Here is a 26,860-nt window from a genome sequence, read left to right on the forward strand (position 1 = left end):
CCTGCGAACCGCCGCCGGGTGGGTCAGCGTTGGAGGTGCTTGAGGGTCAGGGCGGGAAGCTTGCGGGTCAGCGGACCGATCAGTGAGGCGTCGCGGAGGGCGGTGCGGGCAGCCAGGTGGCCGCAGGCGCCGTGGACGCCGCCGCCGGGGTGGATCGCGGAGCTGCCGAGGTAGAGGCCGTCGACGAAGGTGCGGGGGCTGCCGAGACCGATCGTCGGGCGGAAGATCAGCTGCTGGTGGAGCTGCATCGTGCCGCCGCCGACCGCGCCGAGCCCGAGCGCGGCGTTACCGGCTTCGAGCGCGGACGGCCGCTGCAGGTCGCGGGAGATGATCAGGTCACCGAATCCGGGCGCGTACCGCTCGATCGCCCGCTCCATCCGGCCGGCCAGCTTCTCCGCGGAACCGTCGTCCGCGACCCCGCGCGGTAGGTGCGCGTACGCCCACACGGCCTCAGTACCTTCCGGTGAGCGCGACGGGTCGGACTTCGTGGTCTGACCGATCAGCAGGAACGGCTGCGCCGGCACCCGCCCGGTGTCCAGATCGGCCGACACATGCACCAGCTCGTCGGCCGTCCCGCCCAGGTGGACGACCCCGGCCGATCGCGCCTCGGCCGAGAGCCACGGGATCGGCCCGGTCAGCCGGAAGTTCAGCTTGACCGTCGGGTAGTCCCATTCGAACCGCTCTTCCAGGTCGCGCCGCAAGCCGCCCGGAAGCATTGCCTCAGGCAACAACTCCCGATAGAGCATCGGAGCCGACGTATCCGCCACCACGGCCCGCTCGACGGCGACCGTCTGCCCGGCAGCCGTCCGTACGGCGGTCACCCGGCCGCCGGACACGTCAAGGCCCGACACCGGCGTGTCCGCGACGAGCAACGCGCCCGCCCGCTCGGCCCGCTGAACCAGCGCACCGGAGAACGCCGACGAGCCACCGGCAGCGACCGGGAAACCGACGTCCTGGGCCAGCATCGCGAGCAGCCAGCCCATCGTCCCGCTCACGGCACCGGACAGCGACGCGTCGGCGTGCATGGCGTTCCCGGCGATCACTGCGGGACCGTGCCGCCCGTCGAACAGCTCCTGGCCCATCCGGTGCATCGGCATCGCCATGAACCGCGCGAACCGCAGCAACTCCCCCGCCGACCCGAGCTTCCGCGCCAGCTGAACACCCGGCACGACCGGCGGCCAGGTGGTGAGCAGCGCCTTCAGCAGCGGCTCGCGGATCGAGATGTACTGCTGGTACAGCCGCAACCACGCGTCACCGTCGCCGGGATGCTCCGCACCGAGCGACTTCGCGGTGTCCTCCGGGTCCGGATGGACGGCGGCCGCCGTACCGTCGGTGTCCAGGAGATGGACGAGCGGCAGCGGCGCATGCGCCCACTTGAGCCCGAACTTCTCCAGCTCCAGCGCCCGGATCACCGGAGACGCGACCCCGAGTGGGTAGTTCGAACTGAAACGATCACTGATCCAGCCGCCGTCCTCGGTCGACCGGACAGCGCCGCCGAACGTGTCGGCGGCCTCCAGCACCAGCACGTCCCAGCCGGCGTCGGCGAGCGTGATCGCGCTCACCAACCCGTTCGGTCCCGAACCGATCACGACGGCGTCAACACTGCGCGGGAGCATGGTTCGAGCCTAACGCGACCTGGATCGGATCTCCCGCAGGAGGGCGGTGACCTCGCGGGCGCGCCCGATCATCGCCGGATCGACCATCCGTCCGTCGGGCAGCACGACCACGCCGCCGTCCGCAACCTCGGCCTTCTCGGCGGCCGCGAGCAACGCCTCCGCCGCCTCCACCTGGGCCGAGGTGGGGGTGAACGCCGCGACGATCGGAGCGAGCTGTCGCGGATGGATGGCGGTCCGCCCCACGAAGCCGAGCGCCCGCCCCTCCTCCGACGTACGGCGCAGTCCGTCGAGATCGTGCACATGCGGATAGACCGACATCATCGGTGCGCCCAGACCGGCCGCCCGCGACGCCGACACCAGCCGGCCACGCGCCCACACCAAACCTTCCGGACCGTCGACGCCCAAAGCACTCGACAGATCGGCCTCGCCGAGCGCGACCGCAACCACCCGCGGATCGGCGGTCGCGATCTCGAACGCGCGCTCCAGCCCCAGCGGCGACTCGATCAGTGCGGTGATCCTTGCCGAGGGCACCTTTTCCAGGACCGCGTGGACATCGGCCGCGCTCTCCACCTTCGGTATCCGCAGCCGGACCTCGGGTACGGCGCGGATCGCGGCCAGGTCGTCCTCGATCCACGGCGAGGTCAGTGCGTTGACCCGAATCTCGACCCGGTCCCGAGCATTCGCCGCGACCCAGGCCACCGCCCAGCCACGCGCGTCCGCCTTGTCGGCGACCGGTACGGCGTCCTCGAGGTCGAACACCACGAGGTCGGGGCCCGCGGCAACAGCTTTCGCGAACCGGTCCGGGCGGTTGGCCGGCACATACAGCGCGGTCAGCACCTCACACCACTCCGGCCTCGCGCAACGCCGCCAGCTGCTCGGGCGTGACGCCGATCTCGGCCAGCACCTCGTCGGTGTTCGCGCCGTGCGGACGGCCCGCCCACTTGATCGACCCCGGCGTCTCGGACAGCCGGAACAGGACGTTCTGCATCTGCACCGGCCCACCGAGCTCATCGTCGTCCACGCTGGTGATCGTCCCGAGCGCGGCGTACTGCGGGTCGGTCATGATGCCGCGGATGTCATGCACCGGCCCGACTGCGGCCTCGGCCTTCTCGAACTCGGCCATCACCTCGTCGAGCGGCCGCTGCGCGATCCACGATCCGACCGCATCGTCGAGCTCGTCGGCGTGCTGCGCACGCTCCCGCCCGGTCGCGAACCACGGCTGCGCGACCAGATCCGGCCGCCCGACCAACGTCACGACCCGCTCGGCGATGCTCTGCGAGCTCGTCGACACCGCGACCCAGCGGCCGTCGAGCGTTCTGTAGACGTTCCGCGGGGCGTTGTTCGACGAGCGGTTCCCCAGCCGCGGCTGCACGTACCCGGTCTGCTGGTACGCCGTGATGCCGCCGCCGAGCATCATCAGGATCGGCTCGATGATCGCCATGTCGATCACCTGCCCGGATCCGGACCGCTCACGCTCGTGCAGCGCGACCAGCACCGCGTAGGCCGTGGCGAGCGCGGTGATCCCGTCCGCGAGGCCGAACGGCGGCAGCGTCGGTGGACCGTCCGGCTCACCGGTGACCGCGGCGAACCCGCTCATCGCCTCGGCCAGCGACCCGAACCCGGGCCGCCGGGACCACGGACCGACCTGGCCGAATGCCGTCACCCGCGCGATCACCAGCCGCGGGTTCGCCTCCAGCAGCACGTCCGGACCGAGACCCCAGCGCTCCAGCGTGCCGGGCCGGAAGTTCTCGACCAGGACGTCGTTCTCCCGGACCAGCGCGAGGAACACGTCGCGCCCCCGGGACAGGTCCAGCGTGGCGAGCCGCTTGTTCCGGCCGAGGGTCTTGAACCAGAGCCCGACGCCGTCCTTCGAGGCGCCGTGCGTGCGCGCCGCGTCCGGCCGGGCCGGGTGCTCGATCTTCGTGACGTCGGCGCCGAAGTCGCCCAGGAAGGTCGCTGCCAGCGGTCCCGCGAACAGCGTCGCCGCCTCCAGCACCTTCACCCCGTCGAGAGGAGCAGGTCTCATTCCGCGCACCTGAACCCGATGTTCGGCGAGCGGTCCAGGCCGCCGCCGGTCAGCACCAGCTTGAAGCTGACGTCCGGCTCCTGCGGCCCGCCGTCGGCGTACCAGTCGGAGCCCTCCGCCCGGTAGTGCGAGCCGCCCTTGAGGATGCAGAACCGGCTGCGGCCGTCGCGATGTTCGCTCTCGGTCAGGTTCCACACCAGGGGCTCCCGGCGCACGAACTCGTCGGCGAGCGCGGCGACCTGCCACTCGTCCTCACTCGGCAGCCGGCCGCCCCGCCACGCGGCGTAGGCCCGCGCGTCCGGGAGGTCGACGTACGTCACCGGCTCGTCCTCGGTGCCCGGAACCGGCGCGCCGTCGACCCAGTGCTTCAGGAAACGGTTCGCGACGAGTGGCCGGTAGCCGGTCGCCACCAGGAACTCGGCGTACTGCGCATTCGTCACCTCGCTGACCGCGACCTTGCCGCCGGGCAGCGACACCTCACGCTGCACCGTCTGCATGTCGTGCAGTCGTGGAGGCAGCGGCTTCCACTCCTCCACGTACGGCGCGGTGTCGTACAGCCCGGTCTCCCGGCGCCGGTGCCGCACGGTCAGCGTCCGCTCCCCCGCCGGTACGTCGACCGTCGGGCCGAGGTCCGCGGGACCCGGCGCCGGCGGCGGCACGACCCGCTCCGCCGGGCGCATCGGGAACGCGGACTCGTTGACGTGCGGCCGCGGCATCGTCCCGAGCCGGCGGGCGGTGGCGCGGCACGAGGCGCCGGCGGTCGCGCCGACGCGGACGATCCCGGTGACGCCACGCCCCGGCACGGTCAGGTGGACGCCCTCGTCGTCCGCGGTGATCGGCACGCCCGACGTCACGTCGTACCAGTCGCCGACCTGGTCCTCGGAGCGCAGCACGATGCCGTCGAAGTCCTCGTCGTGCCGGTTGATCAGCGTCCAGAACGTGATGTCGGCCAGGTCGAACCGGGATCCGTAGACACCGTGGTCGCGGGCCTTCTCCGGGATCTCCGGGGTCAGCTGGATCCAGTCGCCGTTGATCAGCACCGGCGCGAACGCGCGTTGCGCGGCGACCATCCGGCGCAGCGTGGCGCGATCGCGGGCGTTCCATCCGACCCACGCCGAGAACACCGACTCCCAGACCAGCATGCCGACGCCGTTCACCCACGCGGACTGCAACTCGTCGCTGTGGTCACGGTTCCACCGGCGGGTGTGGTGCATCATGTGCCGGCGCTCGAACAGGTGCGCGCGCAGCACACCGGGCGCCTCGGTGTCGGCGAACCACTGCGCCCAGGACAGCGCGTGGTCGCCGATCCTTGCCATCGGCAACCGTGACTCGCCTTCCAGCGCGATCGACGGATTCGCCTGCTGGAGCGCGCGGGTGAACTTCGGGTCGCCCTCCTTCAAGGTGTCCAGGAACGCGCCGTCGACCGCGTAGTCGCGGACCAGGGCCGCGAACTCCTCGGCGTCCGAACGCTCCGCGCGCCGGGTGCCGACGTCCCACGGGTTGTAGTCGAAGAACACCTTCAGTCCGAGCCGGTGCAGGTCGTCGACCAGCTCCCGCAGCCCGGGGACGTCGCGGTAGAAGTCGAACTGGTTGCGGTCGTCGATCCCGATCACCGGGTAGGCGTGCCAGAGCACGATCGCGTCGTACCCGCCGAACTCGGCGACGCCGTGTTCGACGAACTTCTCCGGTGTGAACCGGCCCGTGTCGACGTCGTACAGCAGGTCGTCCCAGAGCCAGACCAGCGCCACCGAGTACGCCGTCTGGGTCCACGCGCGACCGGGGTCGTCGTAGTGCGAGCCGTCGTACCGGGTCCGTTCGAAGGCGCCGAACCGCCACTCGGCGAGCTTCGCGCGCCAGCGCGGCAGGTCGGACGGGTCGTCCGGCGCGCCGATGATCTTGGCGTCGTCCAGGGACGACAGGTCGGCCCGGGGTCCGAGGTCGACCGTCGCCGGAAGGTCGATAGGCCTCGGTTCGAGCGGATTCACGAGTACACCTCCGCATAACGCGCGTCGATCGCAGCCCCGTGCGGCACCGAAGCGATTGCCCCCGCGACCTGAACACTCAAGGAAGCAGCAACGTTAGCGCGTCGGACCGCGTTCGTCAGGTCGCTTGCTGTGATCGAGTCGTCGACTGAACCGGAAACCAGCCGTTCCGCAAGCGACGCCGCCAGGACCCCGCAGAACGTGTCGCCCGCGGCGGTCGTGTCGACCACGTCGACCCGCACCCCTGGAACGGCGATCTCGCCCGCCTGATCCCGAGTAAGGATGACCGCGCCCGCGCCGCCGAGCGTGACGACCGCGGCCGGCACCTTCTTCAGCAGCGCGGATCGGTCCGCGCCGGCGATCGCCTCGGCCTCGGTCTCGTTCACCACGAGCAGATCCACCGCTGCCAGCAGCTCGTCCGGCAACTCGGCGGCCGGGGCCGCGTTCAGAACGAAGTACGGCGCCGCCTCGGCCGCCGCCTGCACTGTCTGGAACGGGATCTCCAATTGGGAAAGTACGATTTTCGCCTGGCCGATCGCCGCCCGCGCGGCCGCCGACAGCGTCAGCTCGCCGTTCGCGCCCGGAGCCACGACGATCGAGTTCTCCCCGGTCTCGTCGACCGTGATGAGCGCCGTCCCGGTCGGCGTCCGGCTCGTGGTCGCGAGCGACAGGTCGACGTCCGCGAGCGCGTCGCGGAGCAGTGCGCCGCCGTCGTCGTCGCCGAGCGCGACGACCATCGCCGTCCGCGCACCGGCCCGCGCCGACGCGACCGCCTGGTTCGCCCCCTTGCCCCCTGGGCCGCGCGTCAGGGCACCGGCGAGCACCGTCTCGCCGGGCCGCGGAAGCCGCTGGACCGGCAACACCAGATCCACATTCGCGCTCCCCACCACCACGACATCAGGCGCCGTGTCCGCAGGCACTCCGTCCTCAGGCACTCTGTCCTCAGGCCCCATGTCCACCCCCACCCGGTGCCACCTCCACAGTCCTCCGCGCCAGCTCGTCGATCGCGATCTGGTTCATCCCCGGCAGGCTCGTGGCCACCCGGTTGTCCAAAGGTGCCGACCACTCTGCCGGAACCCCGCGCGTGGCACCAAAAACCGCGCCGACGGTCGCCCCGGCCGAGTCGGTGTCCCAGCCGCCCATCACCGCGCGGCCGATCGCCGTGGTGAAATCCGGCGCGGTCAGCGCGTAGGCGGTCAGTGCGGTGTTGTTCACCGCGTGCACCCAGTGGAGGTCGCCGTACTCGGCGTGCAACGCGTCGAGCGCGTCGTCCAGCTCGGCGTCGGCGAGGCTGAGCCCGAAGCGGACCGCACGGGCGATCGCGCCCTGGCCGTCGACCGCCTCGAGGCCGGCGACGACGGCTTTCACCGGGTCGTCGAGGACCAGCGCGGCGGCGGACGTCGCCGCGACCCAGAGGGCGCCGTCGACACCGGCGCCGGTGTGGCTGAGACGGGCGTCGACGAGCGCGAGCCGGGCGGCCGCGGTGCGGTCGCCGGGATGCGCCCAGCCGTAGGCGTCGGTCCGGATCTGCGCGCCGATCCACTCGCGGAACGGATTCCCGACCAGGGCCGCGCGGGCCGGCTCGACACCTTCCAGAAGGTTGCGGTAGGCAACACGCTCGGCGGTGAAGACGCGACCGGCGGGCAGGTCGTTCAGCCAGCTCTGCGCGACGTCGTCGGTGGTCAGCCCGGGCCCGAACCGCTCCATCATCAGCAGCGCCAGGATCGCGAAGTTGATGTCGTCGTCCTCGGGCATGCCGTCGATGACCTCGCGCAGACTGTTCACCTTCGAGCGCCGGTTCCACGGCCAGCGCTGCTGCACCTCGTCCGGTACGCCGACCGCGGTGATGTACTGCGTCAACGGCCACTGACCCGAGCTGGTCAGGATCTCCCGGATACCCTCGCGCGGAATCTTCTCCACCGGCTTGCCGAGCAGGTTGCCGGCCATCCGCCCGAGCCAGGCGTTCAGCGTGCGGGTCTGCAGGTCGACCGGCTCACCCAACGACGGCAGCTCGGGGATCACCGGCTCACGCCACGGCACGGTCCGGCTGTCGAGGACGTCGAGCAACTCCCGTGCAAGTGCGCGTAACGACGGTGGCGCGGGCTCGTCGGAGGCGCCGGACACGGGCGCGTCCGTCGTACCGCCGGCGGCCAGCCAGCGGGCCTGCACGTCGGTGACGTCGACGCCCTCCGACCGCGCCTGGACCAGCTGGTGCGGGAGGAGATCCTCCGGCTGCACCCAGGTCAATCTCATCGAGCCTCTTCCTTCCCTTGTTGCGCCAGGCGAAACACACACCTGGATCGTCGCGTCGGCACGGTCCGATACTTCGGGCCATGGTCACCCGCCGCAGCTTTCTGACCGGAGCCGCCGCCGCGCTCGCCGTGAGCGGAAACCTCCCGGATCTCGTCGACATCGTTGGTACGACAGGGATATCGCACGGCACCGACAAACGACCGCTGTTCACTCTCGGCGTCGCGTCGGGCGACCCGTTGCCGGACGCCGTGGTGATCTGGACGCGCCTGGCACCGGGTCCGCTGGAGCCGTTCGGCGGCATGGACGACCGGGCGGTGAACGTCGACTGGGAGGTCGCCGAGGACGACGCGTTCCGCCGGGTCGTACGGCGTGGCACGGCGCATGCCCGCCCGGAGTACGCGCACACGGTGCACGTCGACGTCCGCGGCCTGCGTCCGTGGCGGCACTACTTCTACCGCTTCCGCGCCGCCGGTCAGATCAGCCCGGTCGGCCGCACGCGCACCGCGCCCGCGCCGAACGACGAACCGGCCGTGAAGCTGGCGGTCGCGTCCTGTCAGGCGTACTACGACGGCTTCTACACCGCGTACCAGGACGTGGTCAGCCGGGAGCACGACGTCGTCCTGTTCCTCGGCGACTACATCTACGAGGTCGGCGTCGGCCCGACCGCGGGCGTCCGCAACCAGCCTGTGCCGGTGGACTTCGCCGGCGAGATCTTCACGCTCGACGAGTACCGGGCGCGCTACGCGCTGCACCGGTCCGACCCCGATCTGCAGGCCGCGCACGCGGCGGCGCCCTGGATCGTCACGCTCGACGACCACGAGGTCGAAGGCAACTGGGCCGGCTACATCTCCGAGGACGGCATCCCGCACGACGACTTCGTGGTACGGCGCGCCAACGGATTCCGCGCGTACTGGGAACACATGCCACTGCGGCTCGATCAACACCCCGAGGGCCCGTCGGTCCGCCTGCACCGCCATCTCCGGTACGGCCGCACCGCCGATCTGAGCATTTTGGACACCCGGCAGTTCCGCGACGACCAGACGAGTACGGGCGGGTGGCTGCCACCGGACGAGGTGTCGACGGACCCGGCCCGGACGATCACCGGCGAGGCGCAGGAACGCTGGCTGCTCAACACGCTCGGCAAGTCCACCAGCCGCTGGAACGTCGTCGCTCAGCAGGTCGCCATGGCGCAGCTCGACCGTAAGACCGGCCCCGAGTTCGAGCTCCCGATGGACACCTGGAACGGGTACGCCGCCTCCCGCGACCGCGTACTGTCCGGCGTGCGCGACCAGGACGTCCGCAACTTCGTCGTACTCACCGGGGACCTGCACCGCAGCGTCGCGTCCGATCTGCGAGTGGACTTTGCGGACCCGTCGACGCCGGCGGTCGGCACCGAGTTCGTCACCACGTCGATCTCGTCCGGAAAGGACGGCGTCGACACCGACGCCACCGGTCGCGCGCTGCTCGCCGAGAACCTGCACATCAAGTACCAGAACGTCCAGCGCGGGTACCTCAGCTGCCGGCTCGACCGCAACCAGTGGACGTCGGAGTTCCGGATCGTCGACCGCGTCGTCACGCCCGGCGGTACGGCGTCCACCCGCGCCACCCTGGTCGTCGAGGACGGCCGCCCCGGAACCCACCTCGCCTGAAGAGACTGAACGGATCCAGCCATGCTCCGACGCCTGACCCGCACCCGGGCCGCCGTTCTGGTCGCCCTGCCACTCACCCTCGCCGCCCCGCTCGTTGCCGTTGCTGCCAGCAACGACCAGGTCGAGATCAGCGCGACACCGCAGCCCGTCCAGGTGGTGCCGCTGCCGTGCTTCCCGGCCGGCAAGGTCAGCGTTGGCATGACCAACACCGGCCGCAAACCCAGGTTCGCGGACATGCGCATCTCCGGCGACGACGCGCTGACGCTGTCGCGCCACCAGTTCTCCAGCTACCTGCCCGTCGGCCAGCTGGTGAAGGCTCCGCTCGAGCTCACCGTCCCGCGGGGCAGCGCACCCGCGACCCATCACGTCGAGCTGACCGTCGGCAAGGACAGTCTGCGGGTGCCGGTCGAGATCAAGCCGATCCCCGCCCGCGAGAACGTCCTGCTCGGTGAGCAGGCGGTCGCCTCCTCCACGCACGGCAACATGCGGTTGTGCGGTGGCGTCGACGGCAACGCCGACACCGAGCAGTGGGGTGCCAGCGGCTGGCACGACGCGGACAAGGGCGTGTTCCCCGACGCGTACGGCGTCGACTTCGTGCAGCCGACCACGATCGGCCGGATCGTCCTGCAGACCCTCGACTCGCAGCGCTACCCCGCAGCGGTGATGGGCATCCGGGACTTCGACGTCCAGGTCCGCACCGGCGCCTCCGAGTGGACGACGCTGCACGAGATCCGCGCCAACACGACCGGACGGGTGACCGTCACGTTCGGGCCGCGCGCGGTCGACGCCGTCCGGGTGGTCGTCCACGACTCCAACGACCACGGATACTCCCGGATCGTCGAACTCGAGGCCTACGCCAGCTGACATCTCAGATCCAGCTCAGGCCAGCGCGTCCAGCGCGGCTGTCCGGCGCGCCCAGCGCTCGGCGTCCGCGGCCTGGATGTCCCGCACGACCGACGCCATCACCCGGCCGGGCTCGACCAGATCGGTCTTGCTCGCCGCCGCGATGTCGGCCGCCCAGTCGGCCGGCACACCGGCCTGTCCCTGCAGCGCCCCGGTGATCGCGCCGGCCATCGAGGCGATCGAGTCCGCGTCGCGACCGTAGTTCGTGCCGCCCAGGACGGCACGCCGTACGTCGCCCTCAGCCACCAGCACGAAGCCGAGCGCGACCGGGAGTTCCTCGATCGCCTTGGTGCGGCTCGGGCGCCGGGCGTCCATCGACAGCTCACGGTAGTTCGGGCCGACGGTGTCGTACGGCTCGATCGCGCGCCGCAGTACCGGAATCGCCGCTTCCCAATCGGTGATCCCGGTCGCGGCCTCGGCGACGGCCTCGACGGCCCTCCGAGTGCCGTCCTTGGCCAGCGCCGCGGCCGCCTCGACCGCCGAGGCGGCCGTCGCCCCGGGGGTCATCGCGGCGGCGACGGCGGCCGCGAACACGCCGGCCGCCTCCCGCCCGTAACTCGACTGATGCGCACCGGCGACGTCGAGCGCCTCGGCGTACGCGCCCTCGGGATCGCCCGAGTTGGCGATCCCGACGGGCGCCATGTACATCGCGGCACCGCAGTTGACGATGTTGCCGACGCCGGCCTCGCGCGGGTCGACGTGCCCGTAGTGCAGGCGGGCGACCAGCCACTTCTCGGCCAGGAACACCCGCTGCAGCAGCAACGCCTCCGTCTCGAGCTCGGGGACCCAGCGGGTCCCGTTGAGCATCTTCGGCACCAGCGACTCGGCCACCGCGTACGCGTCCAGGTGCGACCGGCGCTCGTCGTACACCTCGACCAGCGCGTGCGTCATCAAGGTGTCGTCGGTGATGTGCCCGTCACCCTTGTGGTACGGCGCGATCGGGCGCGCGGTGCGCCAGTCGTCGTACCACGGGCCGACGATGCCGGTCACCCAGCCGCCGTGCCGCTCCCGGATCGCCTCCGGGGTCCAGCCCTCGACGGCGCCGCCGATCGCGTCACCGACCGCGGAGCCGACGAGCGCGCCGACCGCCTTGTCCTCGAGCGCAGTCCTGGTTGTGTCCGGCATCAGTTGTTGACCTGGCCCCATCCGTCACTCAGCTTCTTGCCCAGTTCCGCGGCGTCCAGCTTGTTCGCCAGGTACTGCTGGAACGCGGGCGTCGCGATCTGGTCCTTCCACTGCGGGTAGTTCTCGACGCTCTGGAACGGCGCCTTGGTCAGCTCGGCGCCACCGGCGAGGATCTGTTCCCAGCCGTTCTTGCCGCCGGTCGCCTGCTGCACCGCGTCCCGGGCCGCCTGCGTGGTCGGAATCAGCCAGTCACCCTGACCGACCGCGGCCAAGTTGTCGGCCTTCATGAAGTAGTCGATGAACTTCGCCGCCTGCTCGATGTGCTTACCCTCGGCCGGTACCGACAGGGTCTGCGGGTTCGCGGCCTGCTTGGTGCTGGTGCCCTTCAGCGGCGGCAGCACCTGCCACTGGAAGGTCTTCGGCGCCTCGGCGAGGATCTGCTGCGCAACGTAGTTGCCGGCCACAACCATCGCGTACTTGCCGGCGTAGAAGCCGGGCAGCACGTCGGTGCCGCTCTGGGTCAGCGAGGTCGGGTCGATCGACTTGTCGTCGTACGCCATCGCGTGGATCCGCTTCGGCACCTCGAGCTCGGCGTCGCCGATGGTCGCCTTGGCATCCCGGCCGGACCCGTCGAAGTACTTCGCGTCGAAGTTCAGCCCGAGATTCAGCATCGTCGCGGTCGGGCTCTTCAGGCCCCAGCCCAGACCGAACTTGCCGCCGGCGGTCAGCTTCTTCGCGTTCGCGGCCAGGTCGTCCCAGCTCAGCGAATCACCGGACACCGTGATCCCGGCCTGTTTCAGCGCCGCCGAGTTCGCGAACACGGCGTACGACTGCAGCAGGGTTGGGGCGGCGAAGATCTTGCCGTCCTGCGAGACCGTGTCCCAGACGCCCTGCGAGACGGCGTCCTTGGTCTCCTGGCTCAGGTACGGCGACAGGTCCGCGAGGTACCCCTGGTTCGCGAAACCGGTGATGTCGGCGGACTCGTCGTGGATGATGTCCGGCGCGGTCCCGCCCTGGAACTGGGTGACCAACTGGTCGTGCACCGAGTCCCAGCTGCCCTGCACGTACTCGACCTGGATGTTCGGGTTCGCCGCGTTCCAGTCCGCGACGATCTTCTTCGTCGCCGCCACCGTGGACTTCTGGAAGGCGAGGCTCTGGAACTTGAGCGTCACCTTCTCGTTCGGGTCACCCGACCCCGAACTGTCGTCGCTGTTGCCCCCGCACGCGGCGAGCGTCACCAGCGCACCCGCCGCGAGCAACGCGGTCAACACCTTCTTCATGACCTCTCCTAACCTTTGACTGCGCCGCTCAGCAGGCCGGATGTCAACCGGCGCTGGAGGAAGGCGAAAAAGACCAAACTGGGGACGGTGGCCAGCACGGAGGCGGCTGCGAGCGGGCCGAACTGCACCTGACCCTCGGCGCCGACGAAGCGGGCCAGCACCAGGGGCAGCGTCTTGAGTTGCGGGTCCTGCAACAGAACCAGCGCGAAGAAGAACTCGTTCCACGCCGAGATGAACGTGAACATCGCGGTCGCGATCAGCCCCGGCCGGAGCAACGGCATCACGATCGACACAATGGTCCGGATCCGGCCGGCGCCGTCGACGGACGCCGCTTCTTCCAGTTCGCGCGGCACCGCGGCGACGTACCCCTGCAGCATCCAGAGCGCGAACGGCAGCGACCAGACCATGTACACGATCACCACGCCGGGGATCGTGTTGGTCAGGTGCAGCGGGCGCAGGATCATGAACAGCGGGATCACGATCAGGATCACCGGGAACACCTGGCTGACCAGGATCCACCCGTTCGTCAATGGCCGCAGCCGGGTCCGGAACCGGGCCAGCGCGTACGACACCGGCAGCGCGACGATCAGCACCAGGATCGTGGTGTAGATCGAGATCTGCAGACTGTTGCCGAGACCGCGGATCAGGCCCTGCTCGCTCAGCGCGTCGGTGTAGTTGGACAGGTCGAAATGCTTCGGCAGCAGGCTCGGGGTGATCGACGCGAACTCCTGCGGTGACTTCAGCGAGCTCGAGATCAGCCAGAGCAGCGGGAAGCCGAGGAAAATCAGGTACACCACCACGGCGGCGTACTGCAGGGTGCGGGCGAGCGGATGGGTTCTCATGCTTCACTCCGCAGCCGGTTGCGCAGGTAGAAGAACAGGAACGCGATGATGATCACGACCATCACGTCACCCATCGCCGCGGCCATCCCGAAGTTGCCGTAGCGGAACGCCTCGTTGTACGCGAACAGCATCGGCAGCATCGTCCGGCCGCCCGGACCGCCCGCGGTCAGCACGTACACCAGACCGAACGAGTTGAAGTTCCAGATCATGTCCAGGCTGGTGATCGCGATGATCACGGTCTTGAGCTGCGGGAGCGTGATGTTCCAGAACTGGCTCCACGTCCCGGCGCCGTCGACCGCCGCGGCCTCGTACAGCGTCCGGTCGATGCCTTGCAGGCCGGCCAGCAGCGTGATCGTGGTCATCGGCATCCCGACCCAGATCCCGACCACGATCACCGCCGGGAGCGCGGTGTTGAAGTCGCCGAGGAAGTTGATCGGGTGGTCGGTGAGATGCAGCGTCTGCAGGATCTCGTTGACCGGACCGTTCGTCGGGTGCAGCAGCAGCCGCCACATGATCGCGACGACCACCGGCGGCATCGCCCACGGGATCAGCGCGAGCGTCCGCGCCACGCCGCGGAACTTCAGGTCGGCGTTCAGCAGCAGCGCCAAGCCGAGCGCGGCGACGAACTGCAGGATCGTGACCGACAGCGTCCAGATCACACCGATCCGGAACGAGTCCCAGAACAGGTCGTTCTGCAACAACTTCGCGAAGTTGTCGAAGCCGACGAAGTTCGTCTCGACGCGGAGGCCGGCGCGCGCGTTCGTGAAGCCCAGCGCGATGCCGCGGATCAGCGGGTAAACACTCAGGATCAAGACCGGCAGCAGCGCCGGCAGGAACAGCAGAATCGCCTCCCGATTCTGCTTCGGCTTCCCGCTCTTCTTCTTTCCTACCGGCGCAGGGGGCGCGGCCAGCGTAGCCGTCACGGCGTGGACCTCCGGATGCTCAAGGAGGGCTGTACGACGATGCGCCGGGGGGTGCGGTCGTTGTCGTCGATTCTTGCCAGCAGCAACTCGGCGGCGCGGCGGCCGCGCTCGGCCGAGCCGAGGTTGACGCTGGTCAGCGGCGGGAAGCTCTGCTCGGCCAGCTCGCTGTCGTCCATGCCGACCACCGCAACGTCACCCGGTACGTCGAGACCTGCCGCGGCCAACTCGTGCATCAGCCCGACCGCCAGCAGATCGTTCGCGCAGATCACGGCGTCGAAGCCCGCCTGCTTGACCAACTCGGGCGCGGCGGCGCGACCGGCCGCGAACGTGAAGTCCGCGGCCTCGGTGACAGCTACCGCCTCGAGACCATGGGTCTTCAGCGCATCGCCGAAACCCTTAGCGCGGGCAGCACCCGGAACCGTGTCGGCCGGGCCGTTCACGAAGGCGATCCGGGTGCGACCGCAGTACGCCAAGTGGTCGACGGCGAGCAGCATGCCCTTCGGGGAATTCGCCCGTACGGTATCGACGCCCGCCTTCGCCGGGACGTTACCGGCGACGACCACAGGCACCTCGCACTCGCGGATCGACTTGACCAGGTCCTCGTCCACACGCAGCGGGCTGATCAGCAGACCGTCGGCGTACCCGCGCGCCATCCCCCGCACCAGCGCAACCTCGTCCACCACGTCCGGCCCGGTCGCCGTCACCACCAGGCGGTACCCGGCCGCGGACACGACCTCCTCGACCGCGCGCATCATCGTCACGTACACCGGGTTACCGACATCGGCGACCGCGAGTGTCAGCTGGAACGTCCGCCCCACCTTGAGCGACCGCGCCCGCGCGTCCGGCACATACCCGAGCTGCTCGACCGCGCGCTGCACCCGCTCGACCATCTCCTCGGTGGCCGGCAACCCGTTCAGCACCCGCGACACCGACGCCACCGAGACCCCGGCCGCACGGGCCACCCCCGCGATCGTCGGACGACTCACGCCGGCCTCCTGTAATCGTTCTTGTAATCGTTTACAGGCGAGACATTAAGGCCACTCCCCCACCGAGGTCAACACCCCACCACACCGGCAACCCCAGCGCCCCCGCGCGGCGCCTCCACCCGGCCCGACCAAACACCCCACAAACCACCCCCAAAGGCGCACTGTGTGCACCAGATCCGCACGTTCGCACCCGAAAAGCACGCATCTCGTGCACAAAGTCGCCTCCCTGAGTCGTCGAGCGAAGCCCCGACGACAAAGCAGCAGCTCTCGCCCGCGGAGAACGGTCAGCCCTATACGACAGCCGGTGCGGGCCCGCCGGCTACCGCAGACACGGTCACGCGGCGCAGCGGCGACGGCGCGCGCCGCGGGCGCAGCGCGGGCGCGAGCACGCGGGGCGAGCACGCGGCGCGGGCACGAGCGCGGGGGGAACGGACGAGGCACGGGCACGAGCACACGGCGCGGGCACGAGCGCGCAGGGGAAACGACGAGGCGCGGAGACGACGACAACTCGCGCCCGGGCGCGCGGCACCACCGGCTCGACGCCGCCCGCGGACCACCCACGATCGGCCCACTTTGTGCACCAGATCCGTACCTTCACCGCCGAAAAATACGGATCTGGTGCACAAAGTCAGCCCGAAGCGGGCGCCGATCAACGAGACGGGTCCGAGCGACGCGGTACGCCGACTGCGCGGTGCGCGAGGGCCCGCTCGGTACGCGGCGCGAGTACGGCGCAACGCGGGGACAGGGCGCAGCGCGGGGACAGGGCGCATGGGCAAGGCGACCGGGCGCACGGGCGGGCGCGACCCGCGCCGTACGACGGCCCGCCCGGCAGACGCCGCCCGCGAACGAGCCACGATCGGCCGACTTTGTGCACCAGATCCGTACATCCACCCCCGAAAAACACGGATCCCATGCACAAAGTCGACCCCGAGACCGCCGCCGATCACCGAGACGAGTCCGAGCGACGCCGTACGCCGACTGCGAAGCGCACGGGCACCGCCCAGCACGACGCCGCTGCACGACACCGCCCGCAAACCACCCACGATCGGGCCACTCTGTGCACCAGATCCGTACATTCGCCGCCGAAAAATACGGATCCCATGCACAAAGTCGACCCTGGGCGCGCCCCGCGCCAGCCGCCCGCGCCACCCGGCCCGGAGCGCGGAGGCCCCGGGGCGGGTTGTGGTGGGTGAGGTCAGTCGGTGGTGGCTCGGTAGTGGAGCCAGGCGTCGGCCATGCGTTGGGCCTGCCCCGGCGTGAACTCGGTGTAGCAGGAGTCGAAGGAGTAGTCCATGTAGTTGTGGATCGGGTCGAGGCCCGGCGCCGGGCAGGTGTCCTTGCCTGCCGGGCAGCCGGACGTCGGGGTCTTCTCGGCCGGGGTGTCGTCGACGAAGTCGCCCTTGGGGCCGCAGCCGCCGAAGAAGGTGTGTTCGAGGTTGAGCCAGTGGCCGACTTCGTGCGTCGTGGTTTCGCCCTGGTCGAAGGCGCCTTCGTACGTGGTCGACGCACCGAGGAACGACTCCCAGTCGATGACGACACCGTCGAGGTATGCCTGTCCGGGCTTGGTCACGATGTCCGGGAGATATGCCCAGCCGAGCAGTCCCTCGCCGGCCGTGGTCGAGTACAGGTTGAGGTCGCCGGGGCCACCGGTGTGCAGTGCCCGTTTCATGTCGTGTTCGGGCTTGCCGCCCGCGCCCGCGTAGAACCAGGTCGGGTTGTCGGTCCGCGTCACCCCGGCCAGCGTGAACCGGAATCCGGTCCGGGCGCCGCCCTCACCACCTGCGAAGGTGTTGTTCAGGACGCCGATCTGCGCCCTGATCTGGGACCTGGTCAGCGCACCGATCGAACCGTCCGTCACCACGTGGAAATAGACCGGGACCGTGACCCGGAAGTCCGCGCTCGCCCGGCCTTTCGCGGTCGCCGGGAGGTCCTTGGCGACCTGACCGAGCTCGGGTTCGCGACCGCCACGGGCCTGGACGACGCTCTCTTCGGTGACGCAGTCCTCAGCCACGGCCTGCGTCTGCGCCGCATTCAAACCGGTGATCAACAAAGCCGCCACCGCAGCCGTTCGTGCTGCTTTGGTGAAGTTCATGTCCGCCCCCTGCCGGATCTGAGTCCCCCAGGCAGTTCGACTGAATCACAGCGGGCGGTACGGCGGAAGGGCTACTCGTCGTCCTCTTGGGTACCGGGGCGCTCGGCCCACGGGGTCTCCTTGGCGGGACGTACGACGATCAGCTTGTCGCCGGCGGCGAGGACCGAGACGTTCGAGTCGTAGTACCGGTGGACCTTGCCGTCGCGGACCACCGACACGACCCGGTCCGGAACGGCGGACGGCGGTTTGCCGACCTCGCGGCCGAGCACCGGCCGCTCGGCGACCTCGAGTCCTTCACCGTAGGTGAGCAGGTCCTCCATCACCTCGCCGAGGTTCGGGCTGACGGCGGACAGCCCGAGCAGCCGGCCGACCGCCTCCGAGGAGGTGACGACAGCGTCCGCGCCGCTTTGCCGGAGGAGCGGGACGTTGTCCTCTTCGCGGACCGCGACGACGATGTGCGCGTCCGGGTTCAGCTGGCGGACCGCGAGCGTGACCAGGACGGCCGAGTCGTCACGGTCGGTCGTCACGATCACTTCGCGCGCGGACATCACCTCGGCGCGCCGCAGTACGGTCCGGTTCGTCGCGTCGCCGTGGAAGGCGGCCATCTGGTCGTTGCCCGCGTCCCCGATCGCCTGCGCGCGCGGATCGATCACGACGATCTCTTCGCGCTTCACGCCGTTGCTGATCAGGGTCTGCACCGCGGACCGGCCCTTGGTGCCGTAGCCGATGACGATGGTGTGGTCCTTCATCCGTTTCCTCCAGCGGGTGTCGCGCATGATCCGGCGACCTTCGTTGGCCAGTACCTCCAGTGTCGTACCGACCAGGACGACCAGGAACGCGATCCGCAGCGGCGTCACGAGGAAGGCGTTCACCAGCCGGGCGGCCGGCGTCACCGGCGTGATGTCGCCGTACCCGGTGGTGGTGAGCGTGACGGTGGCGTAGTAGATGCTGTCGATCAGGTCGACGGAGCCGTCGTAGCTGTCCTTGTACCCGTCACGGTCGATCACCACGATCAGCACCATCACGGTCAGCAGTCCCAGCGCGACCAGCAACCGGGTGAAGAGCTGAAAGAGCGGCGAGCGCGTGCTCGCGGGAAGGTTGACCAGCAGCCCGTAGGGGTTGCGACCGGTGGGTAGGGGTGGCACTCTCCTGACGATATGGCACCGGCGGCCGATCCACCGCATGCGACAGGCTCCGGTCCGACAGTGCGACACTCACCATCAAGTTGTCGCCGTCCCGGATCACCCGCGACCGCATCCGCAGCCGCTCGAGGGTGCGGAGCATCGCGTGGTTCTCCGGCTGCACCATGCACACGACCCGGTCGGCGCCGAGCGCGCGGGCCTCCGCCACCACCTGGCGCAGCAGGCGCAGACCGAGTCCCTGGCCTTGCCAGCCGTCCTCGACCAGTACGGCGACCTCCATCGTCGTACTGCCCAACTCCTCCCACGGCGCGGCCGTCGCCATCCCGATCACGGCGTCGTCGACGCACGCGACGATCGACACGCCGCCGGCCGGCGCGGACAGGTGCCGCGCGGTCCGGGCGGTCAGCTTCGGCATCGGTACGTGGTACCGGCGGGTGCGGCTCTCGTACGAGCACCGGTCGTGCATCGCGACCACGGCGTCCGCGTCCTCGACGGTCGCGATCCGCAACTCGGGTACGCCGCTGCCGGGCCGCGGACCCGCGGGCGTCTCGAACCGTCCGGCCAGTCGGCCCGCGATCTCGACCAGGACGTCGGCGCGCGCCCATTCGGCGGGCGTGTACTCGTCGAAACCCTGCAGGTTGCCCAGTTCCTCGTCGACGGACAGCGGGTCGTCGATCAGCCGCAGGACGGCCCGCAGGTACCGGGTCGGGCCGTCGCTGAGTACGTCGGCCTGGCACGGGCGGACCGTCGTACGGACGCAGCCCGCCTCGGCCGCCAGCGCGCTCAGGTCGTCGGCCGTCCAGCCGACTCCGGTGGAGACCACCAGCTCGTCGACGGCACCGGTCTCGGCGGTGAACACCTCGAGGCTGAGGATGTTGATGTCGTCCGCACCACACCGTGCAGCGAGTTCGGCCAGGGCACCGGGCCGGTCGGCGAGTTCGGTCCTGATCTTCCAGAGCATGCGGACGCCCTCCCTCGTGGAAACGTGCTTTCCACGATGCGCGCCGCCTGTTGCCCAGCCGGGTCCGGAATGTTACGCGCGCGTCAACGTTTCCGCCGGGTCTTCGGCAGGAACGCCGGCTTGCGCGGCACCAGCGCGGCGGCCGGCACCCGGTTGTCGAGATCCGCGTGCCGCAGCAGCTCGGGATAGCTGTTCTGCGGTACGGCGGGGTACGTCGTGACGATCGCGTCGCCGGAGAACACGAAGAAGATCGCCTGACCGTCCTTGATCACCTTCAGCAAAGAGCCGTCGCGAACCGTCAGCACATGCTCGACCGCCTTGCGCCGGGCGACCCGCTTCGCCCACGCGGCCTGGACCGCCTGCTGCGCGGGCTCGCGCCCGTGCCGGACCGCCTCGACGACGAGCGGTCCGTAGCGCACGCCGTACTTGACCAGGTTCTTGGCCAGCTTCCCGTTGGTCTTCCCCGTACCCGCCATGAGTCGAGCGTACTGACCCCGCGGGGGCCTCAGCCGTGGATCGCCGGGCCTAGCTGGCTAGCTGGGGGGCCCGCAGTAGGCGTGCGCCGCGTCGGCGTGCGGCGGGTCGCGGTGTCAGGCACCATGGAAGCCGTGACCACCCCCAATCCGCGTCGGCCGATCATGCCCGGCAACCAGCTGTTCGAGTCGCTGCCCGGTGCCGCCGACCCGGCCAGCGTGACCGAGGCCGCGCACCGCACCGCCGAGCTCCTGGTCCGCGGCGTGCGGGAGTCCGAGGACGCCGAGGTGCACGCGCGGGTGGTCAAACTGGCCGACGAGTACGGCCTCGACGAGCTGGCTGAGCTGTGGTCCGACTCCCCCGCCGACTCGCTCCCCGGGGCGCTGTGGCGGCTGTACGTACTGCGCTCCTGGGTGTACTCGAGCGCCGAGGAAGTGTCCCGCGAGTTCCTCATCGGCCGTGAGTACGCCGAGGTGCACGCGGTGGTCGCCGGTGTCGCCGAGCCACCCGGTCCGGCCGAGGTCCGCGACATGGTCGACGCCGTACTGCGAGGTGTCGCAACCGGTGACTTCGCGACCACGCTGGATCGCGCCGCCGCGTTCGCGCGCATCGTCGCCACCGGACGGGCCCATCTCGCCGACGACGGGCACGACCAGGTGCTGTCCGCGTCGAAACTGGTCGAGACCGCAGATCAGTTGCAGACCGCGGCCCGCGCGGAGCGTGCCGGAAGTCTCTGGTAGCCACGGCCTGTCGTAGTTGCGCGGCGGGCCGGCCGGTGTTATAGCGTCTCGCAGCCTGGAAACCCAACAGGACAAGGGGTTTGCGCAGCCGCTACACTGTTCGAGGTGTCGGGCCGGTGCAAGCCCCGGGTCCCAAAATAAGCCGCTACGAGCGGCCACGCGCCGTGAGGCGCTTCCCGGTCCGGCATCCTCAATCTTTCCCGCGTCGTTGCCTGCAGCAACAACGAGCACGCGCGAGGTCGGCCGCCCGGCGTGCCCGGAGTCAGGGCCGGGTCCGGGGAAACCCCCTGTCATGACGCGCCGTTTGGGTTCAGACTCGAATGAGAGCTAACCGAATCGGCTGGGGGCCACGGATCGCCGGGAGGGGCGATGGCCGGCATGGTGGGGACCGTAATCAGGGAGGTCGTGCAGGCGGAGGACGTCGTCCGTGTGTACGGCGAGGGGGACACGGCGGTGCAGGCGCTGCGGGGAGTGAGCGTCCACATCGAACCGGGACAGCTCACTGCGGTGATGGGGCCGTCCGGATCGGGCAAGTCGACACTGATGCACATCCTGGCCGGGCTGGATCGTCCGACCTCCGGATCGGTGCGTATCGACGGTACGGAGATCACGACACTCGGTGACGACGCACTGACCAGACTGCGGCGTCAGCACATCGGGTTCATCTTCCAGTTCTTCAACCTGCTGCCGATGCTGACGGCTCGCGACAACATCCTGCTGCCGCTCACGATCGCCGGCGCGAAACCGGACCATCGGTTCTTCGAGGACCTGGTCGAGCGGATCGGCCTCACCGACCGCCTCGGGCACCGGCCGGCCGAGCTGTCCGGCGGCCAGCAGCAGCGGGTCGCAATCGCGCGGGCCCTGGTCTCGCGGCCGACCGTGGTCTTCGCGGACGAGCCGACCGGGAACCTGGACTCCAAGACGAGCCAGGAGATCCTGTCGCTGATGCGGTCCTCGGTCGAGGACTACGGGCAGACGTTGGTGATGGTGACGCACGACCCGCGGGCGGCCTCGCTCGCGGACCGCGTGCTCTATCTGGCCGACGGTCAGATCGTGAAGGAGACCGGCCGGGCCAGCCAACACGAGATCCTGCAGTACATCGAGACGTTGGACCTGAAGTGACCAGGTTCGCGCTCCAGGGGTTACTGGCCAGGAAACTCCGGACCGCGTTGACCGCGATCGGTGTCATCCTGGGCGTCGCGCTGATCTCGGGGACGTACGTGCTGACCGATTCGATCACGTCGGCGTTCGACTCGATCTTCACCGAGAACTACAAGAACACCGATGTCACGATCACCGGGAAGACCGCGTTCGACGTGTCTGAGGAGGACGGCGTCGTCGCGGCACCGCCGTTCGCCGCCGGCCTGTTGCCGAAGGTGCGTGAACTGCCCGGGGTCGAGGCCGCGGGCGGCGTGGTCAACGGCGAGGCCCAGCTGATCGGCAAGGACGGCAAGGTGATCGCCTTCGGCGGCGCACCGAACATCGGTTTCAGCGTGGATCCCGCGCAGCCGCAGTTCAACGCGCTGACCCTGGTGTCGGGTGCCTGGCCGGCCGCGGGTGACGTGGTGGTCGACACGCAAACAGCCGAGAAGAAGGGGCTCGCGGTCGGCGACACCATCGGCGTACAGGCCAGGGACGTGGCGCAACAGCTGCGGATCACCGGGCTGGTCGAGTTCGGCGCGGTGTCGTCGATCGGCGGCGCCACCCTGGCCGGGTTCGACCTCGCGACGGCGCAGCAGCTGTTCGGCAAGGCCGGGAAGCTCGACCAGATCCTGATCGCGGGCAAGGACGGCGTGACGCCGCAGCAGCTGGTCGACGCCGTACGGCCGATCCTGCCGGAGGCGACCCAGGTCCGGACCGCGGACGAGCAGGCGGCGGAGGATGCAGCGGGAACGACGGAGTTCCTCGACTTCCTGCGGACGTTCCTGCTGGTGTTCGCCGCGATCGCGTTGTTCGTCGGGTCATTCGTGATCGCGAACTCGCTGGCCATCACGATCGCGCAGCGCACCCGCGAGTTCGCGACGCTGCGGACGCTCGGGGCATCGCGGCGGCAGATCCTGGGCACGGTGGTGCTGGAAGCCTTCGTGACCGGACTCGTGTCGGCCGTGGTCGGCCTGTTCCTCGGGTTCGCCATTGCAACCGGGTTGTTCGCGCTGTTCGACGCGATCGGGTTCACGCTCCCCAACGACGGCCTGGTGTTCCAGGCCCGGACTGTGGTGGTCGCGCTGGTCGTCGGCGTGGTCGTGACGACGCTGGCGAGTCTACGGCCGGCGTGGCGGGCGACGCGCGTACCGCCGATCGCCGCGGTCCGCGAGGGGGCCGTGGTGGCTCCGGGGCGGTGGCACCGCTTCCGGCCGCTGGGTGCCGCCGTACTGGCCGCCGCCGGGGTTGCGATGGTCATCGTGGGATTGTTCGCCGACGGTCTGTCGACAGCGACCTTGCTCTCGCTGCTCGGCGTCGGGGTTCTGTTGTTGTTCCTCGGCATCGCGGCGTTCTCGGCGCGGCTGGTGCGCCCGTTGGCGGCCTTGTCGGATCCGGCGGCGCGATGGTCTGTCGTCGTACTGACGGCTCTCATTTGGCCGATCGTGCTGGTGCCGGTGTGGGCCGTGAAACGGATCTTCGGGCGGCACGCGGAGTTTCCACGCGTACTGCCGGACCGGCCGGCGGTGGCGATCGGCGGGCAGAACAGCCGACGTAATCCGCAGCGCACCGCATCTACCGCGGCGGCGTTGATGATCGGGCTTGCGCTGGTGACGCTGGTCGCGACGCTCGGGGCGGGGTTGATCAAACCGTTCGAGGACGCGGTCGACCGGATCTCGAGCTCCGACTACGCGATCACCGCGCAGAACAACTTCAGCCCGTTGCCGCCGGCCGTCGCCGCCAAGGCCGCGGAGATCCCGACGGTCGAGGAAGTCACCAGCGTCCGCGGTGGGCAGGCTCAGGCGTTCGGCAAGACGGTCCCGATCACGGCGATCGATCGGACCGCTCCGCAACTGCTCAACTTCGACTGGGAGGCCGGTTCGCAGCAATCCTTGGCTCAGCTGGATCCTGACGGCGCGATCGTCGACGACGACTACGCGACCGAGCACGGGCTGGCACTCGGATCGAAGATCACCTTGACGATGGTGACCGGGAAGCAATTGCCCTTCGAGATCCGCGGCATCTTCAAGCCGCCCGCCGGCGGATCGCCGTTCGGCAACGTGACGATCGCGACGGCCGCCTTCGACTCGGCGGTCCCGCAGCCGCAGAACATCTTCACGTTCCTCACCATGCAGGGCGGGGTAACGCCGGCGAACACGGCCACGCTGAACGCCGCGATGGGTGCGTTCCCGAACGCCAAGGCGGTGACGATCGAGGAGTTCAAGGACGCGCAGACCGACAGCGTCAAGAGCCTGCTGAACGTGCTCTACGTGCTGCTCGCGCTGTCCGTGCTGGTCAGCTTGTTCGGCATCGTCAACACGTTGGTGCTGACCGTCTTCGAACGCACCCGGGAACTCGGGATGCTGCGCGCGATCGGTCTGACCCGCGGGCAAGTGAAGAAGATGATCCGCCAGGAGAGCGTGATCACCGCCTTGATCGGCGCGGTGATCGGGATAGCTCTCGGACTGTTGCTCGCGTTCCTGCTGGCCTCTCGGTTGGACGAGATCTCGTTCACGGTCCCGGTCTCGCAGTTGGTGATCTTCGCCGTGGTATCAGTTGTCGTCGGCATCATCGCCGCCATCTGGCCCGCCCGCCGAGCCGCCCGCCTCAACCCCCTGGAGGCCCTCCAGTACGAGTGACGTTCACCGCGGTCCCGGCGGGCTGACCCGGTTCCCCAACCCGCCGGTGCAACGCCGTACGGCCGTGGGCCGCTTCGTACGAGTGATGCCCGCTGCGCCCCTAGCTGCCTCCACGACGGGTAGGGTCTCGGCATGGCGCCGGACAGCCGGGAGATCACGATCAACGAATGGTTCCGCCCCGCCGATTTGCTGTGGCTGGCGGTGGGCGTGCTGGCGATCGCCACTGGTGTGTGGGTATTGGCGTCCGTTCCGGAAGGCGACTTCGTGGAGGTCGGCAACAACAGCGCCTACCCCCAAGGCGTCGACACCCACCGCGCACCCCTGCTCGTGCCACTCATCGCGGTCCTGGGCTTCATCGGCCTGAAGTTCGGTCTCCAACTCCGCTACCCACTGGCCGCTCGCATCGATCGGTACAGCGTCAAGCTGTACGCCCGCACCGGCCGCCTAGGCCTCCGTTTCCGCCCCGGCCCACCCCTGGCCGAAGCTCCGTGGGACGCGATCAGCCGGATCGTCCTCCGCTACCGCCGAACCAAGGTCCTCAACCTCATCCCGACCCGCACCACCGTCCTGACCTTCGAACGCCCCAACGGCAAACCCTACGGCCACACGGCCACCCTCTCCCCCTGGTCCCTCCCCGCAGTAGCCGCCGCAACTGCCCGGTTCGCTCCCCAAATCCAGGTAACCGACGAACGCAACCCGAACAACCCCCGCATCCACACCCCGTAACAACCCGGCCAGCTCCGCCTGCTTGGCGCGTGCGTCCCCACAGGCCCCCATTTGCGGTCGCTGTCACGCCCGGTCTGCCACCGCGCGATCGCCCCCAACTGAAGGGGATAACCCCGCGAACTGGAGGTTCTTCGTCGGTACACCAACGAAGAACCTCCAACCCGCGGGGTTATCCGGCTCGATTGACGTGTCCGTGGGTCACTTCGTGGTGGCTGTGAACAGGTTCCGCAGCAGCTCCCACGTCTCGGCGGACCACCCGGCTGGACGCTGCGCCCCATCGCCCGACCGCCCCCGAAAACCCCTAGATGATTGATGCGCGGCCCGAAGGTGTGCACGCTCGACAGTTAGTGTGGTGCGGGGCGGGTGTGTTCGGTGTCTGATTCACGCTCAGCTGTGGCCCCTGGCACGGGACACGTCCTGTCGACCTGACACACACAACACACGCCACACGCCACCCACGCCACATGCCCGAGCGTCCCCGGCTCCATCACCACGACCACCGAATCCAGACCAGGCCGTGCATCAATCATCTAGGAGAGTTTCCGGGCGTCGATGGAGGGTTCTTCGTCGTCAGACGCCCGAAACCCTCCCACCATCCACGGCTCCGACAACCCCGCCTGCCCCACCCGGCCACACCGCAACCACCCAGACCCCAGCCAGCCCCCAACCAGCCCCGTCGGCCCCCGTCGGCACCGTCGGCATCCGTCAGGCCCCGCCCGTCAGGCATCCGGCAGCCACCCGTCAGCCACCGGCCATCCAGCCGGCGTCCACACGCCCGGATAACCCCTCGCCGCCGACAGCGAAGCCAGCCATATCGCCCGCCCAAGCGCAGCCCGGACCCGGGCATTCCTCGCCACCGTCGCCCGCTGCCACCACACCCGGCCTCGTCAGCCATAGCCGACCAGCCGCGATCGCCGACATACCCCCGGACCGGCCGCGATCGCCGTACCTCTGCTCGGCCGCGGTCGCCACGCCTGGCGACCGGCCGCGGTCGCCGCCGTACCCCGCGACTTTGTGCACCAGGTCCGTACCTGTCTTCCACTTTGTGCACCAGATCCGTACTTCCGCGGTCGAAAAGTACGGATCTGGTGCACAAAGTGCACGTCCGGAGGCCGGCGACTGGTCCGCCGCCGGCGCCGGGCCCCCGTCCCCGGGCACCGCAGGCGGCGACCGTCCGCGCTTGCCGGTCTCCGGTCACCGGCGCGCTCGCCCCACCCACACATCAGTCACAACGGCCGGTTGTCCCCTCGTGTTGGAGTGGCAGCGTGCGGGTTGGGCGGCGTGGTCCCACGACTATCCGTCCGGGAGGTCGATCCAGCCATCCACGCTGCACACCGGCTCCGGAGCTTCCCCGTCCTCGA

The 26,860-nt window shown here is 69.7% G+C and carries 21 protein-coding genes; 6 read left to right on the forward strand and 15 right to left on the reverse strand.

The features are described from left to right. Positions 1-23 precede the first annotated feature (23 nt). From AB0B82_RS07635 to AB0B82_RS07660, 6 genes are read right to left on the reverse strand one after another with little or no spacing between them, the layout of a single operon-like run. Positions 24-1,616, reverse strand: coding sequence for an NAD(P)/FAD-dependent oxidoreductase (locus AB0B82_RS07635; RefSeq protein WP_360163773.1), 1,593 nt, complete (start codon positions 1,614-1,616; stop codon positions 24-26). A gap of 9 nt (positions 1,617-1,625) precedes the next feature. After that, positions 1,626-2,453: a CoA ester lyase gene (locus AB0B82_RS07640; protein ID WP_360163775.1), complete on the reverse strand. Its 828-nt coding sequence runs from the start codon at positions 2,451-2,453 to the stop codon at positions 1,626-1,628. A 1-nt stretch (position 2,454) separates the two neighbouring features. Further along, positions 2,455-3,642, reverse strand: coding sequence for a CoA transferase (locus AB0B82_RS07645; RefSeq protein WP_360163776.1), 1,188 nt, complete (start codon positions 3,640-3,642; stop codon positions 2,455-2,457). Beyond that, entirely contained in the window at positions 3,639-5,627 is a 1,989-nt protein-coding gene (locus AB0B82_RS07650; protein WP_360163778.1) for an SUMF1/EgtB/PvdO family nonheme iron enzyme, read from the reverse strand. The genes AB0B82_RS07645 and AB0B82_RS07650 overlap by 4 nt, the downstream gene beginning before the upstream one ends. Further along, a complete protein-coding gene (locus tag AB0B82_RS07655) occupies positions 5,624-6,577 on the reverse strand; it encodes a ribokinase (protein ID WP_360163780.1) in 954 nt (317 codons plus the stop codon). The genes AB0B82_RS07650 and AB0B82_RS07655 overlap by 4 nt, the downstream gene beginning before the upstream one ends. Further along, positions 6,567-7,877 (reverse strand): ADP-ribosylglycohydrolase family protein, encoded by a 1,311-nt coding sequence (locus AB0B82_RS07660; protein WP_360163782.1) that lies wholly within the window; start codon positions 7,875-7,877, stop codon positions 6,567-6,569. Before AB0B82_RS07660 ends, AB0B82_RS07655 begins: the two co-directional genes overlap by 11 nt. Positions 7,878-7,957: 80 nt before the next feature. On the opposite strand from AB0B82_RS07660, the gene AB0B82_RS07665 reads away from it, so the two are divergent. Both AB0B82_RS07665 and AB0B82_RS07670 read left to right on the forward strand, forming a co-directional pair. Further along, positions 7,958-9,526 carry an alkaline phosphatase D family protein gene (locus AB0B82_RS07665; RefSeq protein ID WP_360163784.1) on the forward strand — a complete coding sequence of 523 codons (1,569 nt, stop codon included), beginning with the start codon at positions 7,958-7,960 and terminating at the stop codon, positions 9,524-9,526. Positions 9,527-9,547: 21 nt separating this feature from the next. Then, the gene (locus tag AB0B82_RS07670; RefSeq protein WP_360163786.1) at positions 9,548-10,390 is read left to right on the forward strand and encodes a discoidin domain-containing protein; all 843 of its coding nucleotides are present in this window, start codon (positions 9,548-9,550) and stop codon (positions 10,388-10,390) included. A gap of 15 nt (positions 10,391-10,405) precedes the next feature. Here the strand turns inward: AB0B82_RS07670 and AB0B82_RS07675 are convergent, their stop codons facing one another. The 9 genes from AB0B82_RS07675 to AB0B82_RS07715 form a co-directional block, all read right to left on the reverse strand. After that, positions 10,406-11,554 carry an ADP-ribosylglycohydrolase family protein gene (locus tag AB0B82_RS07675; RefSeq protein ID WP_360163788.1) on the reverse strand — a complete coding sequence of 383 codons (1,149 nt, stop codon included), beginning with the start codon at positions 11,552-11,554 and terminating at the stop codon, positions 10,406-10,408. Further along, positions 11,554-12,834: a sugar ABC transporter substrate-binding protein gene (locus AB0B82_RS07680; RefSeq protein ID WP_360163790.1), complete on the reverse strand. Its 1,281-nt coding sequence runs from the start codon at positions 12,832-12,834 to the stop codon at positions 11,554-11,556. Before AB0B82_RS07680 ends, AB0B82_RS07675 begins: the two co-directional genes overlap by 1 nt. Positions 12,835-12,842: 8 nt before the next feature. Then, positions 12,843-13,676, reverse strand: coding sequence for a carbohydrate ABC transporter permease (locus AB0B82_RS07685; RefSeq protein ID WP_360163792.1), 834 nt, complete (start codon positions 13,674-13,676; stop codon positions 12,843-12,845). After that, the gene (locus AB0B82_RS07690) at positions 13,673-14,599 is read right to left on the reverse strand and encodes a sugar ABC transporter permease (protein ID WP_360163794.1); all 927 of its coding nucleotides are present in this window, start codon (positions 14,597-14,599) and stop codon (positions 13,673-13,675) included. Before AB0B82_RS07690 ends, AB0B82_RS07685 begins: the two co-directional genes overlap by 4 nt. Then, positions 14,596-15,585, reverse strand: coding sequence for a LacI family DNA-binding transcriptional regulator (locus tag AB0B82_RS07695; protein ID WP_360163796.1), 990 nt, complete (start codon positions 15,583-15,585; stop codon positions 14,596-14,598). The genes AB0B82_RS07690 and AB0B82_RS07695 overlap by 4 nt, the downstream gene beginning before the upstream one ends. A 1,195-nt stretch (positions 15,586-16,780) precedes the next feature. Beyond that, positions 16,781-17,677, reverse strand: a complete 897-nt coding sequence (locus AB0B82_RS07700) for a zinc metalloprotease (protein WP_360163798.1) — start codon at positions 17,675-17,677, stop codon at positions 16,781-16,783. A 71-nt stretch (positions 17,678-17,748) separates the two neighbouring features. Then, positions 17,749-18,699, reverse strand: coding sequence for a potassium channel family protein (locus AB0B82_RS07705; protein ID WP_360163890.1), 951 nt, complete (start codon positions 18,697-18,699; stop codon positions 17,749-17,751). Then, positions 18,671-19,780 (reverse strand): GNAT family N-acetyltransferase, encoded by a 1,110-nt coding sequence (locus tag AB0B82_RS07710; RefSeq protein WP_360163800.1) that lies wholly within the window; start codon positions 19,778-19,780, stop codon positions 18,671-18,673. Before AB0B82_RS07710 ends, AB0B82_RS07705 begins: the two co-directional genes overlap by 29 nt. Positions 19,781-19,863: 83 nt before the next feature. Next, positions 19,864-20,256, reverse strand: a complete 393-nt coding sequence (locus AB0B82_RS07715) for a hypothetical protein (RefSeq protein ID WP_360163802.1) — start codon at positions 20,254-20,256, stop codon at positions 19,864-19,866. Between the two features lie 123 nt (positions 20,257-20,379). Between AB0B82_RS07715 and AB0B82_RS07720 the strand changes: the two genes are divergently transcribed. The 4 genes from AB0B82_RS07720 to AB0B82_RS07735 all read left to right on the forward strand — a co-directional run bounded on the left by AB0B82_RS07720 (position 20,380) and on the right by AB0B82_RS07735 (position 25,499). Further along, positions 20,380-20,994, forward strand: a complete 615-nt coding sequence (locus AB0B82_RS07720; protein WP_360163804.1) for a hypothetical protein — start codon at positions 20,380-20,382, stop codon at positions 20,992-20,994. Between the two features lie 378 nt (positions 20,995-21,372). Next, complete coding sequence (locus tag AB0B82_RS07725; RefSeq protein WP_360163805.1) at positions 21,373-22,116, forward strand: ABC transporter ATP-binding protein; 744 nt, start codon at positions 21,373-21,375, stop codon at positions 22,114-22,116. Next, complete coding sequence (locus tag AB0B82_RS07730; protein ID WP_360163807.1) at positions 22,113-24,773, forward strand: FtsX-like permease family protein; 2,661 nt, start codon at positions 22,113-22,115, stop codon at positions 24,771-24,773. Before AB0B82_RS07725 ends, AB0B82_RS07730 begins: the two co-directional genes overlap by 4 nt. 132 nt (positions 24,774-24,905) lie before the next feature. Continuing rightward, on the forward strand, positions 24,906-25,499 hold the full coding sequence (locus tag AB0B82_RS07735; protein ID WP_360163809.1) for a hypothetical protein: 594 nt from the start codon (positions 24,906-24,908) through the stop codon (positions 25,497-25,499). The last annotated feature ends 1,361 nt before the right edge of the window (positions 25,500-26,860 follow it).

Origin of the sequence: Kribbella sp. NPDC048915 (genome assembly GCF_040649595.1) — a bacterium.
Taxonomy (GTDB): Bacteria; Actinomycetota; Actinomycetes; order Propionibacteriales; family Kribbellaceae; genus Kribbella.